At 46.5% G+C, this 17,066-nt stretch carries 6 protein-coding genes; 2 read left to right on the forward strand and 4 right to left on the reverse strand.

Annotated features, from left to right (window positions below; all coding sequences use genetic code 11):
• The first annotated feature begins 267 nt into the window (after window positions 1–267).
• Both nrdD and nrdG read left to right on the forward strand, forming a co-directional pair.
• Window positions 268–2,406: an anaerobic ribonucleoside-triphosphate reductase gene (nrdD, locus tag ACOZIO_RS16440; RefSeq protein ID WP_129991657.1), complete on the forward strand. Its 2,139-nt coding sequence runs from the start codon at window positions 268–270 to the stop codon at window positions 2,404–2,406.
• Window positions 2,407–2,410: 4 nt separating this feature from the next.
• Window positions 2,411–2,875 carry an anaerobic ribonucleoside-triphosphate reductase-activating protein gene (nrdG, locus tag ACOZIO_RS16445; RefSeq protein ID WP_129954627.1) on the forward strand — a complete coding sequence of 155 codons (465 nt, stop codon included), beginning with the start codon at window positions 2,411–2,413 and terminating at the stop codon, window positions 2,873–2,875.
• A gap of 187 nt (window positions 2,876–3,062) precedes the next feature.
• Here the strand turns inward: nrdG and ACOZIO_RS16450 are convergent, their stop codons facing one another.
• From ACOZIO_RS16450 to ACOZIO_RS16465, 4 genes are read right to left on the reverse strand one after another with little or no spacing between them, the layout of a single operon-like run.
• Window positions 3,063–11,630, reverse strand: coding sequence for a hemagglutinin repeat-containing protein (locus ACOZIO_RS16450; protein WP_421595505.1), 8,568 nt, complete (start codon window positions 11,628–11,630; stop codon window positions 3,063–3,065).
• Between the two features lie 40 nt (window positions 11,631–11,670).
• Window positions 11,671–13,401, reverse strand: a complete 1,731-nt coding sequence (locus ACOZIO_RS16455; RefSeq protein ID WP_129954397.1) for a ShlB/FhaC/HecB family hemolysin secretion/activation protein — start codon at window positions 13,399–13,401, stop codon at window positions 11,671–11,673.
• A 37-nt stretch (window positions 13,402–13,438) separates the two neighbouring features.
• On the reverse strand, window positions 13,439–14,428 hold the full coding sequence (locus ACOZIO_RS16460) for a fimbrial protein (protein ID WP_421595506.1): 990 nt from the start codon (window positions 14,426–14,428) through the stop codon (window positions 13,439–13,441).
• A gap of 36 nt (window positions 14,429–14,464) precedes the next feature.
• Window positions 14,465–17,056, reverse strand: a complete 2,592-nt coding sequence (locus tag ACOZIO_RS16465; RefSeq protein ID WP_421595507.1) for a fimbria/pilus outer membrane usher protein — start codon at window positions 17,054–17,056, stop codon at window positions 14,465–14,467.
• Between the last annotated feature and the right edge of the window lie 10 nt (window positions 17,057–17,066).

The raw sequence follows: 17,066 nt of genomic DNA on the forward strand, positions 1-17,066 counted from the left end.
AATCCGCAAAATTCAGGCCAGAACTGACAGTTGGTCATCAATTCCTCCGCCAAAAAAATTCTTTGTTTCAGGTCAATAAAACGAGAATTATCACTCGCATGAATGCTACATATAGTGTGTATAGTACACACCCAACCCAATATATAGCGGTTTTCCGCAAATACCCCACAACCGGCCTGTAAGCCTTGTGGGGCGCGGGTTCCGCCCAATAGGAGTGTCATTGTGAAGGCAGACAGACTGGAAACCCTACCCGCAAAACCGACTACAATGCAGCCCATCGTGATTAAGCGGGATGGTTGTCAGGTCCCTTTCGATGAAGTTCTGATCAAACAAGCAGTGCAACGCGCTGCTGCTGCTGCCGGTATCGACAGCGTGGATTATTGCGCGCAAGTTGCCCGCGTGGTGGCGGAAAGTCTGCAAGATCAGGCTCGTGTAGATATCCACGAGATTCAGGATGCGGTCGAAAATCAGTTAATGGCAGGTCCGCATAAAAAGCTGGCACGCGCTTATATCGAATACCGCCATGACCGCGATGTGAAACGTGAAATGCGTGGCCGCCTGAATCAGGAAATCCGCGGTCTGGTTGAACAAAGCAATATGGCGCTGCTTAATGAAAACGCCAATAAAGACAGTAAAGTCATCCCGACCCAGCGCGATTTACTGGCCGGGATCGTGGCAAAACATTATGCCAAACAGCATATTTTACCGCGTGATGTCGTGCTGGCGCATGAACGTGGCGAGCTCCATTATCATGATCTCGATTATTCGCCGTTTTTCCCGATGTTTAACTGCATGCTTATCGATCTGAAAGGCATGCTGAATCATGGTTTCAAAATGGGCAATGCAGAAATTGATACGCCAAAATCAATTTCAACGGCCACCGCCGTCACCGCGCAGATTATTGCACAGGTCGCCAGCCACATTTATGGCGGCACCACCATTAACCGCATCGACGAAGTGCTGGCACCGTTTGTCACTGCCAGCTTCAATAAACATCGCCAGACCGCCGAAGAATGGCAGATTGCCGATGCCGAAGCGTTCGCCCGTAACCGGACTGAGAAAGAGTGCTATGACGCGTTCCAGTCGCTGGAATATGAAGTCAATACGCTGCATACCGCCAACGGTCAGACGCCGTTCGTCACCTTCGGTTTCGGTCTCGGAACCTCGTGGGAATCACGTCTGATCCAGCAATCCATTTTACGTAACCGTATTGCCGGTCTGGGCAAAAACCGCAAAACTGCCGTATTTCCGAAACTGGTGTTTGCGATCCGCGACGGCCTGAACCATAAAGCCGGTGATGCCAACTACGACATCAAGCAACTGGCACTGGAATGTGCCAGCAAACGCATGTATCCGGACATCCTCAATTACGATCAGGTGGTGAAAGTCACCGGATCCTTCAAAACCCCGATGGGCTGCCGCAGCTTCCTGGGTGTATATGAAGAAAATGGCGAGATGATCCACGAGGGCCGCAATAATATCGGCGTGATCAGCCTGAACCTGCCGCGTATCGCGCTGGAAGCGAAACGCGACGAGGCGGCGTTCTGGACACTGCTTGACGAGCGTTTGCTGCTGGCGAAGAAAGCGCTGATGACCCGCATTGCACGTCTGGAAGGCATCAAAGCCCGGGTTGCGCCGATCCTGTACATGGAAGGCGCCTGTGGCGTGCGCCTGAAAGCCGACGACGATATTTCCGGCATTTTCAAAAATGGCCGGGCCTCGATTTCGCTCGGATACATTGGCGTGCATGAAACCATTAACGCGCTGTTCGGCGATCAAACCCACATGTTCGATGACGGCCAGTTACGCGAAAAGGCCGTGGCGATTGTGGCCCGTCTGCAGGCGGCAACCGAAAGCTGGAAAGAGGAAACCGGCTACGGCTTCAGCCTTTACAGCACGCCGAGCGAAAATCTCTGTGACCGTTTCTGTCGTCTGGACAAAGCCGAATTCGGGCTGGTTGCGGGCGTTACCGACAAAGGTTACTACACCAACAGCTTCCATCTGGACGTCGAAAAGAAGGTAAATCCTTATGAAAAACTCGATTTCGAAGCGCCGTATCCGCCACTGAGCAACGGCGGTTTCATCTGCTATGGCGAATATCCTAACCTGCAACATAATCTGAAAGCGCTGGAAGACGTGTGGGATTATAGTTATACCCGCGTGCCTTATTACGGCACCAATACGCCGATCGATGAGTGCTACGACTGCGGTTATACCGGCGAATTCGAGTGCACCAGCAAAGGCTTCACTTGCCCGAAATGCGGCAACCATGAACCTTCCCGTGTCTCCGTCACCCGCCGCGTCTGCGGATATCTCGGCAGCCCGGATGCCCGTCCGTTTAACGCCGGCAAGCAGGAGGAAGTGAAGCGCCGGATTAAACATTTGGGTAATGGTCAGTTGGGTTAACGTGATGAATTTTCATCAGTATTATCCTGTCGATGTCGTGAACGGGCCCGGAACGCGCTGTGTGCTGTTCGTGTCCGGCTGTGTCCATGAATGCCGCGGGTGCTATAACAAAAGTACCTGGCGGCTGGATTCCGGCAAGCCGTTTACGCAGGCAGACGAAGACCGCATCATTACCGATCTGCAAAATACGGTGATCCCGCGTCAGGGTCTCACCCTTTCCGGCGGTGACCCGCTGCATCCGCAAAATCTCTCTGCAGTGCGCCAGTTGTTGTTGCGCGTACAGGCGGAGTGTCCGGACAAAGATGTGTGGATGTGGACGGGCTATACGCGGTGTGAACTGACCGCTGAACAACAGGACGTTGTGGCGCTGATTAATGTACTGGTCGACGGGAAATTTGTGCAGGAACTCAAAGACCCGTCACTTATCTGGCGCGGCAGCAGCAATCAGGTGATTCATTATCTGAGGTGATTATTAAGGCACTGCTTTTCGGCGGTGCCTTCTCTTTTTGTCGCATCATTTTATTCCTTAAGCTTCATCGCTCTCCCCTCTCCTTTTGGCATCCCCCGATCGCAGTATTTGCCAGACGACAGATGAAAAAAAAGTGCGCCTCATAGGAGACGCACTTCAGGGCTAATGGAGATTACTGTTTTATTACTTACGCGTTCTTCGTACCCCGCTGGTTGATTGGGGTATTACTCTCAGACCATTCAGTTTCCTGATAAGTATGCTCAGAAGCCATAACATGTTCAGGCATCAGTGATTGCCAGTTAGCAGCACCGTCTGGCAGTTGCACATCCTTACGGACTGGCTGGCCTTCATAATCCGTCCCGTTATTCTTATTGCCGTCACGCGGTGGATCATTTGGCGTGATGTTATTACTGTTAGACCCCGGGCTCAGTACAACAGGATCTGGCGTGGTGACAGTCCATTTCTTACCATTATACTCGCTTGGATCGGCCTTTTTAACGTCTGGCGTACTTTCAGTTGCCGGCGTTTTGGTCGATGTATCACGTGCTTTAGTGGAGCCGCTTTTTGGCAGACCCTCGAACTGCGATCCGTTTTTACCCGGACCCGATTTCGGTGGTTCAATCCAGGTCGTGTTGCCGGTTGCAGACCCTGGCGTCAGGACAACACGCTCAGGCGTTTTAACTTCCCACTTCTTGCCATTGTATTCGCTTGGACGTGGTTTTGGCGTATCAGTGTCATCTGGTTTCACCGTATCATCTGGTTTCACCGTGTCATCTGGTTTCACCGTGTCGTCTGATTTCACCGTGTCGTCTGGTTTCACCGTGTCGTCTGGTTTCACCGTGTCGTCTGGTTTCACCGTGTCATCTGGTTTCACCGTGTCGTCTGGTTTCACCGTGTCGTCTGGTTTCACCGTATCGTCTGGTTTCACCGTGTCATCTGGTTTCACCGTGTCGTCTGGTTTCACCGTGTCATCTGGCGTTTTCACCGGAGTAAGATCTTCAACATCCGGTGTCGGTTCCGGTTTCGGCTGTGGCGTCGGCTCCGGTGTTGGTTCCGGTTTCGGCTGCGGTGTTGGTTCCGGCGTTGGTTCCGGTTTCGGCTGTGGTGTTGGTGTTGGTGTCACATCATCCGGTTTCGGCGTCGGACGTGGAGTAACGCCATCAGTGGTATCAGCTGGCTTCGGCTTCACCGTAGTAGGCGTATCCACATCATAGCTACCCGTCTTACTCGGACTCCAGCTGATGGTGGCAGCAATATCACTGCCCCATTCTTTCTCGTCTTTGACAACGTCAGAGATTTTCGTACCGTCAGTGTTGAGGTTGCCATTAATCTGGCCAGCCTTCGTATCACCCACATCGATCGTTGAATGCTGATTTTCCTGATAGTGGATCTCATCCGTGGTTTGCGCGTATATATTAGCACTGGTCCCCGTCTTCGTTACACCGCCGCCGCCGCCGCCATACGCACCATCCTGTTCAGTGGTATCAACAAGGTCCTGCGCATTGATATTGCCTGCAACATGAACGGTACCAGTATGGTCATCAGAGATCAGCTGACCGCCAGTCATATTCATATCACCACCGGTTTCCACGTTCAGCGGACCTGAAGTATGGATACCTGACTGTTTATTCGTCGTCGCGCTGTCAAGGAAATCAGATCCTCCGCCAGCATTCACAGATGCTGTAGGAATAGGGATGGTTCCCGTCTGTGTTGTGAACGCAGCCCCGATAGAAGCACCTGCATGCCAGCTTGAAGCATCATTGTCGACGGTGTCCTGAACGGAAACAATGTTCATATTCCCTGCGGCTTTCACATCTGCAGTTTTTGCCGTGATATCCGCTCCGATCAAATTAACGTCTTTGCCACTGATAATGGAAATATTGTCTGCCGCAATCGTTGTGTTGGTGTAACTCTTAGAACTGTTGTTCGTATGATTATTACCGCCGCTGGCATCCAGTGAGACCCCGGCACCTGCAGAATCGCGGTCAACCCCTGCACCGGCAGTGATGCCAATGCTGAAGTTCATGCCATCCTCTTTATAAGAGGTGGTTTGTTCAGCAGCGCGCATGTTGACATCGCCACCCGCATCAATCGCCACATCTTTGGCTTTCATATCAACCCCATTGAGCGTGGTATCGCCTTTGGTTTTGATATTGACTTTACCGGCATCAATGTGGGTAATATTTTCACTGGTCGAACTTGCTGAACCAGATGATTTATTGTAATCAATGCCGTATGTGGTATTGAGTGAAGCATAATCATTGAAGATTAAGTTGGTTACATCACCCGCCACCTGAGCACTTGTGGTTAAGGCATCAAAACCCACGTCCGGGTCGTTGACTGCATTGGCGATCATATTGGCATTTTTATCCGCGACATCCAGGAAGACACTGGACGTCGTTGATGTTATCCCCACAGAAAGCGCTTCATGACTGAACGTTTCCTCATGAGTATCAACATATTTGGTGGTCTTAAGTTCATCCGCCGTAATGTTTAACTCATCAGCGACTTTAAAATCGCCCCCCCCAATATCAACAGTTTTCGCCTCTAGGTTCAGGTCGTCGGCAAAATTGAAAGAAGCATTCTGGTTTGTTTTGGTATCAGATGTCGCCTCATCTGTAGATGAACGGAAGCCCACGAAGACTTCTGTTGCCGGAGCGACCGCAGATTTACCTGGGTTTTTCGCCCCACCATTATCTGAACCATAATCAAATTCATACTCGCCCTGTGACGTACTGCCACTGCCGCCATCACGCGCGCTATATTCACCTGATGCGGAATAACCCACTGCATTAGCATTCCCGGTGAGCGTAAACTCACGAGCTTCAACCACAGATTCTGTATGTTCATAATCCTGTGTGGCCTGTATATCGACATCGCCCGCCGCAGTGATGTTGCCGGATGTACCGGAATATTCACCGCCTTTCATCACAACATCTTTAGCAGAGTCGATATTTAATTTACCGCCGGCAGCCACTTTGCTTTCAATAGCGGTGGCGGTGGTGGTTTCAGTTTCAGTATGGGTAAAGTTAAGTGCGTTCTTTTTATCTAAATCATTCGTGTATTCGGCCGATATTTCGTGCATCTCATTGAAGGTAATATCGCCTTCAGTGGACGTCATATTAATATCGTTACCGGCTTCAAAGGTAGCTGCATTAGATGTAATATCTTTGGCTTTCATATCAATGTCGCCGCCCGCAGAGATGGCGTCATCATAAGTATGAACCTGCTGCTTACCTTCTTCATCACGACCCACGCTGGCGGTAATTTCAATGCTGCCATTTTCAGCAGACATATTAATATCATCGCCCGCTTTAATATAAGCGCCATCGTTGTTAATAGACCCGTCAGTTGTGGTCAGATCAACATTATTACCGGCAGAAATACCACCATTAGCCCCGTTACTCGTATTATTAATGTCCCCTTCTGAAGTAATGTTGACATCATTCCCTGCAGAAATAACGGCATTATTATTATTCACCTGGGTTGCATCAATATTGACGTCACCTTCAGCATGAATAACTGCAGAACCGGAGGATTCTTTTGCACCGGTAGACATTGCGTCAAGGGTCGCGTTGGACAGATAGACAAAGGGTACTAATACTTGTTCACCATCAATGGTTTGGTTTACAAACCAAACAATATCTTTATCCAGCTTACCGCGCTGTTCTTCAGTCAGTGGTTCACCCACGACCAGACCGAGATCTTCCGTATGTGTATTGGATGGTGGAGTTTCTGCAACATCCTGATTAAGGGTTTGCCCAGGAAGGTTATCAGACGCCTCATATCCTACCGGGATATCGGTGCTCCTCATAGAGTATGAGTTTTCCGGAGTGACTTCTGTATCAACCACATCCTGATTAAGCGTTTGACCTGACAGAATATCAGACGCCTCATTTTCTACCTGGACACCGTTGTTGACCACATAGTTGGCGTTATCCATTAACATCTGAACCATGTCAACACCATCGACACCATCACGCACCGCGAAATAGGAGCCAACAGAATCATTAACCTGGCGACGGATCAGTTCCGAGATGTAATAGTTATCACCAATAACATATACCGGCTCATCAGGTACATAACCGACCTGTTCAAAGAAATAGTCCGAACCATAGTATTGGCTCTGGTCAATCATTTCAAAGCGCGTTTCGAAGACAGGCGTAACAGTATTTGATGGACCATCCTTGAGTGAAGGTTCACTGGTATTACGCTGGTTCCATTCAGGCGAATAAGGGAACATCGCAGGCATTTTACTCATCGCATCAATGGTGCTCATTGGCGAAATACCGGCGCGATATTCTTCAATATCTTTAAGGTTAATCAGAACCTCGGTGCTGCCACCAATCGGGGCAATCTCCTGATCCCCCACTTTTTCAACATTTACAGAATCCGACGTACCCGTTTCAATCGCAAAATCACCAATACCGTTATTCAGTTCACCACCGTTATGGGTGAAAGTCCCCAGCGTGACAATGCTGCCCGTGTCATTAGGCAGGAAGTAAAAACCTTTTGCCTTCAGTGCTTCATCATCAGATTGACTGATATTTTCCCAGTCACTTCTTAACGTATTCAGATCTTTGGTAATCCAGCTCTCACCAAACATCATGATCATCAAGGAATTCAGTTGCGGAGATGCAGTTGATTTTTCACCGCCACCAGCAGCCTTACGCACTGATTTCAAGAAATCATCTTTCTCGAGTTCTGCAGTACGGATGAACATCTTGGACATCACGTCATCAGTGAGAGTATACCCATTAATGGATGTCGGATTACCATCGCCAAACAACCAGTCCATGAAGGAATAAACAGTATCGAATGTTGCTTTATCCCCACCACTGGCAACAGTTTTCCAGTAATACTCAATCTCAATCGGTTTTTCTAAAGGCGTGGTAACATATTCATACAATGATGCTTGTGTATATCGAGGTTTGTTGGTCAGATTACCCGTAATGGTCATATCACCGACCGACTGGATCATACCTCCTTCATTGAGCACTTCTAAAGGATTCTCAGCCGTATTTTCAAAAATACCGCGCTGATTGATGTCGATCTTACCGCCCGATGAAATCTCCGCTTTGGTTGTTACCGTAAGATCGGAAGATAATACCGGCAGATAAGTTTCTACTCTCCAGGAAACATAGGTCGCAACTTTAGAGTAATCCTCAATAAAGCCTTCCCCCTCCTGCAGGGCACCTGTTTGCCAGCCACCACCGCTGTATTCGCTGAGGTTGCTCAGGCTTTGGGCATCCAGCGCCATATCACCTTCTGAGCGAATGATACCCGCATCATTGATGATATCGTGGGCGATAATACTCATATTGCCCACGCTCAGGACATTACCGTATTTTTGATTGTGGAACGTGCCTTCCCGTGCATCAATATTGACATCACCGAACGCCCAGATAAGGCTGCTCATGCCAGCAACAGGGTTGCCTTCACTATCCGTACCCGGCTCATTATAAGCATTGGTAATATTCTTACCTTTCAGCGTAATATCCTGATTACTGACAATCGCAAAATAGTTAGTAATATCTTTTCCGGCGTCCAGAATAATATCACCCATACTTTCGAGCGAACCACGAACCACAATGTTCCCGTCAGAATGAATAGATAATTCCTGCGTGGTCAGAAGATCCCCCGCCGCCTCATCGAACACATAATCCTTCGCCATATCAAGAGATAATCTATCATTACCTCTGACAGTACCATCCTGATTCACAAAATCATTTTTAATTCTAAGATCAGCGGTGCTGAAGCCTTCAATGTTACCAGAGGTATTATTCAGATCATTAACGTCTACAAGAACATTTGTCGCATTAATTTCGCTGTTATTCACCAAAGTATTTGCATGAATATCAATATTTCCGTCAGAAACCAGATTGGCATTAAATACAGTCGGGTTATCGTATTCATCAATGCCAGAGGACGATAAGTTTTCAAGTATATTCGTGATATTGAGAACAATATCACCATAACTTTGAATATTACCGGCCAGGTTCGTGAGATTAGCGGCATTGATAGTCAACGCATCTTCTGACTGGATGAGCGCCGCGTTATTGATCAGCGTACCAATGGAATTGAGCACTAATTCCAGACCCGCAGATAGGGTTGCGCTCTCGGTATTGGATAAGCTGGTGATATTCGCCATCGTCAGATTATCAAGCGCAGCAATCAGGGAAGATTCACCTGAGTTCAGCAACGTAAGCACATTCTCAATGGACAGATTGCTATTGGACTGGATAGTCCCCGCATTCTCCAGACTTTCTGCATTCGAGATATTCAGCGCAGTTTCACTGATTATCTGACCCGAAGCATCATTATGAATATTTTTTACAGTATCAATATTCATCACATCTTGTGAAATGAGAGAAGAACCCTCTGTATTTTCCAAAGAAGTGACAGAATTGATCAACAATGCCGCAGAGGCCTGAATGGTTGACACCGCAGTATTGAGTAAATTTTCAACATGGTTGATGTCCAGAATGCCACCGGAACTTATCAGACCATTCACGTTACTCACATCAGAGACGTTGCTTATGGTGATATCGCCATCAGACTGAAGAGACGATTTATTGTTATTCAGGGTATTAACATCCGTGATCTGAAGGTTACTGCTACCTTCAATAACGGAGTCCTGGGTGTTGTTGATATTTTGAACATGGCTTAATAATACAGAGTCAGCCTTAATCAGAGAATCATCATTAAAGATATTATTGATATTGGAAAGCTCAATGGCATTATTGGCAATGAACGTCCCGTTTGCTGTGTTACTGATAGTATCAATATCACTTACGCGAATATTACCGCCCTGTACCCAACCCGCCTCATTGAATACAGAAAGTTCATGATCAGCCAGGTTACTGTGAATTAACAGGTCCTGCTCGGCAATGATTTCTGCCGCTTCACCACTATTTTTCAATTCTTTCGTTAACGTAAGATCAGCCACTGTACCTGCAGTGACTTGGCCGCTGTTATGCATTGAATCAGAATTGATATGCAGGGAACCACTGGTATCTATACTGCCATCATTGACAAAAATGGCACTTTTATCGGCCTGATTTTTTTGATTGATGGTGATATTTTTCGCAGCCATGCTGCCGCTGTTATTGGCTGTCGTACCATTAACATTAAGCTGCATATCGCCGTCAGTTGAACTCATCTTACCGCTGTTGATGAATGAGTCAGTTGTCGCATCAATGGTATTCTGCGCATACAACCCACCGGTATTTTCTAATGAGCCGGTATTAATCAACTGACTGTCAGTAAAGATAATCCCTTTGTTTTTAAATGCGCGGGTATTGATGGTCAGTTTACCCGATGCGTTGATCATACCGTTGTTTTCGACCAGCTCATCAATGTTTAATACCAATGCGCCTTTCTGAGCAACGATGCCCCCGTTATTATTTTTGGCAGATTTGGCATTGATGACAACATCACCACTATTACTCACAACCTGGGCATTGGAGGCAACGCTGGCCTCGATGACCTGGCCATCGCGGCGCACCACATAGTCGCCATTTTCCAGAGAAACCACCGCCCCTGGTATAGTCTGGCCGGACTGATCAACCGCATACAGCGAGCCGACGATCTGGTATTCATTCGCAACGTTGATCTGGATTGATGGCACATTGACAGAGGCAGTCTGACCATTTTTTGCCATTAATGTGGCGGCATTTTGCAGCATTGAACTGGCATCAATAATGATCCGGCCCTGCTGCGAGATAGCATCAGCACCGATATCCACATGGCCCAGCGCATTGATCATCAGATCCCATTGGCTGTCGATGCCACCTTGCCCCGCTGAGTTTTTCTGAATGCTGACATTATTACCGGCAAGCGCGACGCTACCCTGATCGCTTTTCAACCCCGATAACCGCAGATCACCGTTCGCCGAAATTTCGATGCTTTGATTGCCAATGATACTGCCCTCGTGACGCACACCTGCGCCACTTTCGGTACTGATCAGTTGGATACGGCCACCATACATTGAGCCTAATGCACTACCATCAATAGAGACTTCGGGGCGGTCGCTGGCATTGGCATCACGAACGGTATGCGTACGGGACTGAATGTCATAGTCATTCAGACCTGTTACCATTTTAATATCAGCCTGACCGGCAATTTCACCTTCCAGTACGGCTGAACGGCTGATGATATCAAAGTAACCCAACCCTTCGGTTGAAATCCCTTGCCCCTCAATATTGATCGTCCCTTTCTCGACGCTCAGTTGGATGCGGCCATCAGCCTGCGGATTAATTTTACCCGTCGTTAAGGTCAGGTTATTGGCATTAACCGTTGATACACCATTAACGGAAATACCATTTTGGTTAGCAATAATGACATCAGCTTTTTTACCAAAAACCTCCATCGCACCATTAATCTGCGTTCCCTTCGTCCCGGTAACTTCAGAAATAATGGCATTTGCCTCATTATTCAACTGATCATTCTTAATAACAAAGCCGCCAATCTTACTGGTGCCATCGGTTGTACTATTGTTAAAAATGACCCCTTCCTGATTAACGTTAAATTCAGTAAATTTATTATGAGAAATACCGCTTGCATTGGGATCAACAATGTTAATAACGGGTGTGCCATTGGCACTTTGGTTCATCGTGGGTGCACTATGGTCACGACTATCAGGAATAATTGCCCCTGCATCGGCAAAGCTTGAAAAAATGCCAGCCATTGCCAGGTATAATGGCTTCAATTTTATCACTCTTTTTGAGTGACCTTTTTTACTATGATTATTCATAACATCCTCTGTTTTCATAGGTAATTACTGGTGTTGTTCATTAAAACGAAACTGACGCATTATAATAAATTGCTTCTTCTGACATGCCGGTATGTCTTAATGAGGTTGGTTCTGTTAACGGGCGGCTATAAGTCAATGCACTATTGAAATGAGTGGCATTAAATTTCAAACCTATTGCCGCGCCGGTCATGTATTCTGCATGGCACAAAGAGACATCTTGGGAACAATTATCTTTTACCACGGCCAAATCATAACCAATGAACGGTGAAACCTGATTGATGCCGTATTTAAATACACTGATTGGGAATTTGAAAGTATTGGAAATGTAGGCAGCGCTGTTTACAGACATATAACTATCTTTATAGCCCCGAACGGTATATTCATCGCCTACGCTCATATTTTCATCGCTGACCAGAATATCATCTGTATACTGGAAACCAGAACCCAGTTCATACTCAACGCCAACACGCCCGGCCTGATACAGATTCTTTGACCAACTGAGCAAACCGTTGTATTTCACGGCATCGATGTCGAACCCCGTTAAATCAGGGTCGTTTTTCCAGGCAGCACCAAACCATGGCACACCAAAGGTCGTACTCAGATCAGCGTAAAGTGATCCATCAAACATCGTGCCGACCCGGGTTAACCCCAGTGTCACATTCGAGAAACGCTTACTGCTCACATCAATTTGTGAGCCTTCGATGCGGTTGTTACTGTCATTAGTTTCTACTTTGGCATAAGCACTGGTTTTACCCTGTGCATTACGGAAAAGCATCCGGCTGACTTTCAGCGACAAACGATCGGATGAACCGTCGGAACCGTAACCACCGAAATCTCCCCCAATGGTTTTGTCATAACTTGAATGATAATACTGTGTATCAAATGCCCAATATCCCAACGGGATACTGTAGTTCAGAGACCAGGACTTCTGATTATCATTATTATTATTCAGATCATTGAATGAGGTATAATAGTTAAGTACATCATTAAAACCGACCAGATTATTCGCACTGAGGCTGGCAAAATATTGACTCCAGCCATCTCTTTCTGTGCCTGAGTTATTGGTCCCCAGGCTACCTGAAAACATCTGAACATCGCTGTTCTGTAAATCCAGGGTGGAATAGCCATTTTTATCTGACGGGACAATAATGAGTTTGCTGCCCCCGGAGACGCGCAGGAGGTTATCCAGCCCCTGGTCTACGTCAGACATATTCAGCACGTCATTTTTGGCAAATGGGATTGCACTGAACAGACGGGTCGATTGGCGAAAATTTGGGTTTTTCCCCTCAACGCTAAAACCATCAATTTTGCCCCACAACACTTTAAGTGTCAGAACGCCGCTTTTCAGGCTACTTTCCTGAATAGTCACGGTGGTGGTTGTGTAGCCTTTACCCACATAAAAATTAGTCAGATCTTTAACGAGCGAAATAATCTCATATTGGCCCATTTTCTTATGATTATAGGCATCAATAATTTTCTGACGCTGTGGGGAGTCAGCAAACTCCTCATCACCCGACACCGTAATTTCATTAATATCAAATTTATACCCTGGCCCGGCTTTCGCAAAGCTATCAGGCAACTGTTCGCTATTCTTCTCAGCATTGATAATTTCTGCTTCGCGGCTTTTTTCCTGCTCAATATTCATTTGCGTCTGGCGACGTTCTAACTGGTCAAGATCACGATTTGAGTTCATTGGCGTCAATACAGCGGCCTGCCCAGAAAGTGAAACCACAAGTAAGCCAGCGCCCAACGCGCTGTATTTCCTATACATTAGATTCTCCCTAAATAGTATTTATATGTGTAATTCATTAATTCATTAAAATATCAAAAACCACGAAAGTATCTATTTTACCGGCGGTCATTTTAGTTTCATCAAGCGGATATATTTGTGCTTTATATCCAAATGTTTTATCACCCGATATAATGGTTGATGCACCTTTCTTTCCTGTCGCATCGACAGAAGCACCTGCGGTATCAATAGCGGATCCTGAATTATTCAGCAATCTCACACCGACCTGCTGAGCACAGCTTTCGTCATCGCAATTAGCAATATATCCGTTCGGTGCACCCACGGGTCTTTCACCCCGAAATTGAAATTGCACTGAGGTTTGATCAGGGCAACTTAATATCAGCGTAAAGGGGACTTCTGCGCCCCGCCTGACCTTCCGGCTCTGAAAATCAGCCAGGGAATAGGTGCCTAAATCAACGTTTTGAGTGGTTGTTAAAATGGCACATGAGCGTGGCACCACATCAATAGGTGCCCCTAAATTAATAGTGACAATATCAACCGGTGTACCCGGGCTGGTATCAGCAACTAAACTCACATGCCCGATAAGGCCAGCAGGGATCGTCCCGCTTTTGATGACACCAGTCTGAACAAACTCCAAAACGATTTTATCAGCAGGTTCAGTACATATGCCTATGCACTCAAAGGCATCGGGGAAATAGGCATTTCTGGAAGCCGGCCAACTTAACCGGATCCCAAGACCGACAATGTTCGTATTATAAACATTGTCCGATGCCTGCAGCGTTGACTCTGGCCGGGTAAAAGCTGAACGCCAGGTATTGCGAATCAACGCTCCGCAGGTATAGGTGATGGCTGAAGTATTCACTTCGGCCCTTCCTAATACGGTTCCCACTGTGCCTTTACTGGCGGGCCTGAGCGTCGGTATTATAACGGAAACATTAAGGGCTTTACCCTGTGTGATGGTACAGTCATTAGCGGCAAATGCCACAGACACAGGCATCAGCCAGGATATTAAACCCAGCATAACGACTGATATTATCAACCTCATCATGCCCCTCCTTAATTTATCAATAAATATGAGTTATCGTTATTCACACACTTTATTGAGTGTGGCGATACCAACTGTTTTTTCTGCAGATTCCTTTTCGTCTGGAATATATTTCATACGACAAGAATGAGCGTTTTTCTTTTCAGACCAGGAAACGGTTAACCATTGTTCAGCATTATTTTCAGGCTGAGCCACCATCGCCCTTCCGCCCTGGCCAACAATCCCGAGGACGATTTCATCACTGTCTTTAATCATCGCTCCATAAGGGACAACAACACCTTTATTATCTTTAATAAGTAAGAATTTATTGATGTTATTTTTTGTTTTAAAGCTCAGTTTTACTGAGGCGCCGGCAGTCGGAACTAAACTTGCCTTAGTATCGTCAACTTCGACTTCCATATCCGCACCCTTAGTATCAAGATAAATATCGTTATATTGATAAGGATTGAGTGAGGAAATAATGGCATACCCATTCTCTGAAACCTGAGAGATCATATCAGGGTAAACATGTGAGCCTGTTGCTCCTTTCGCTTCGACAATACCGAAGGTATCGCTCAATGCAGAACTGTAATTAACGCCTCCTTCATGCAATACGATCCCGCCACTGGCATTCATCGTGGTCATGAATGAAGTTTCGGTTTGGCTATACCCGATATTCCCCTGCATGGCACTGCCGCTGTAACCTAAATTTATCCCTGCATTTGTCTGGTGATCCTGTACATAGTTTATCCAGCCACCATACGACATCTGGTTATATTCCCCGGCAGTACCGTTCAGCGCGGTTCTGATGCTGGAGTCTTGGTCGTTGTAGCTGACAGACGCATTAAGTTTCGGCACCTTCGAGTGCAGCGTACCAAATGGCACTGACATACTGAGATATATCGCATCATCGGTATCGCCATCTTCATCAATAGTTTTGCTGAAGTTAATGTTATAACTCATTGCATGCCATGAATTGGAATAACCAAACTGATAGCTGCTGGTGTTATTTTTTTCTGTTTGTGAATCCCAGGCACGGCCATAGTATCCGGAAAGATAAACATTCCCCCAGCCATCGATAAGGTTCTGGCTAATATTTATTTCAACCTTATCCCGGTAGTTAATAGGTAAATATTTACCATCATCGTCCTCTAATGCCTGAGCGGTCAGCAGAGCATCACTGAGAGAATAATAATCCTTACTTGAATAACGGTAACCCGCAAGGCTGAGGTTCGTTCCGGTGTCATTGAAAAATTTAGCCAGACTCAGTTTCAAACTCATATTGCAGAAACGATCACAGGAATCCTCATCTTCCACCTCGAACGAGGTGAAGGACCGGGTAATATCGGCCCCCAAAGCCCCTATGGGTGTATTGACAGCAGCACCGGCCATCAGCGCGGAATATTCGTTATCCTCTGTGGTCTGAAAACCTGTGTAAGCGGTGACCTGGTTAGTCAACCCATACTGGTAAGTTCCCTCCAGAACCAGGGGTTTATCGCGTAATGAGTCATTACGTATTTCACCGACAGTGGTTGAAAATCTCGATTGCCCCGGACGTAATAACATCGGTACGCTGGAGTAAGGCGTAATAAAGGTACGTACCTGACCTGTTGCCTCGGTGATTGTAACTTCCAGATCACCGCCATAGCCCGTAGCATAAAGATCCGTGATTTCGAATTCACCGGGTGGAACTGTCAGTTCCTTAAGGACATTACCATTTTGTCTGATGGTTATTTTTGCATTGGTATCCGCAACACCACGGATCACCGGCGCATAGCCGCGCAGTGAATCAGGCAGCATGCGTTCATCAGTGGCTAAACTGACACCACGCAGCGAAACGGTATTAAACAGTTCGCCGGTCGTGTTGATATCACCGGCTTTCATTTCGGCTTTAAGCGGTGCGATTGCACGCTGTGTATACGCTGAAATATGATCCCACTGGGTGGAAGTGCTGTCTTTAGTGACGCTGTCGAACGTATAGAAACGCCATGCTCCCAACTTTAATGAAGAGAGGGCATTTCCGTAATAGTAATCATCGGAGGTATGATCCTGATTACGCACATTCGTTGCGCTGAGAGAATAGTTTACCGCTAAAGAAGGTACACCATTATCCCAAAGCGCAGGGTTAACATACCCTTCAGGATTATTGAGTAAGCTTACCTGGGGTATAGAAAACTCTAATGTTTCTTCATCAGAGTCATACTTAAATGTTGCGGAAGGAATGAGCTTACTTAATAGTATACACTTATCCACATCCCATCCGGCATGAAGCTTAGAAGTATCAATATCGAACTGATAAATAAACTCTTTTGTTAAACAAGGTTGAATTTCGCTACCTACAGAGACATATTTAATTTTTTTTACGCCAATAGATTTGCCATTGACTTTAACATCTACGTGATAGTCGCCTGGTTTCGTTAATTCTTCATTATCAAACGCCGAGAGATCCATGCCTGCAAGATTACCGACCATAAACCCATTGTTAAACCGTACGGTTTTTTTCTCTTTTACAGTACTCTTAGATTCAATATTGCTTCCAAGCGTCATTCCAGTAACAGGCACTGTTTCGCAAAATGCATTACTTACCATGAAACTGGAAAATCCCACTATAAAAGCGGAAAAATTTCTTGATGCTTGATTTAAGCGAATCACAAAAATATCC

The organism is Rahnella sp. PD4, assembly GCF_049199325.1.
Classification (GTDB): Bacteria; Pseudomonadota; Gammaproteobacteria; order Enterobacterales; family Enterobacteriaceae; genus Rahnella; species Rahnella perminowiae.

Excerpts from the sequence above, each read along its gene's own strand:
- nrdD (WP_129991657.1), top strand. The coding sequence starts at position 268 with ATGCAGCCCATCGTGATTAAGCGGGATGGTTGTCAGGTCCCTTTCGAT.
- nrdG (WP_129954627.1), top strand. The coding sequence starts at position 2,411 with ATGAATTTTCATCAGTATTATCCTGTCGATGTCGTGAACGGGCCCGGA.
- ACOZIO_RS16450 (WP_421595505.1), bottom strand. The coding sequence starts at position 11,630 with ATGAATAATCATAGTAAAAAAGGTCACTCAAAAAGAGTGATAAAATTG.
- ACOZIO_RS16455 (WP_129954397.1), bottom strand. The coding sequence starts at position 13,401 with ATGTATAGGAAATACAGCGCGTTGGGCGCTGGCTTACTTGTGGTTTCA.
- ACOZIO_RS16460 (WP_421595506.1), bottom strand. The coding sequence starts at position 14,428 with ATGATGAGGTTGATAATATCAGTCGTTATGCTGGGTTTAATATCCTGG.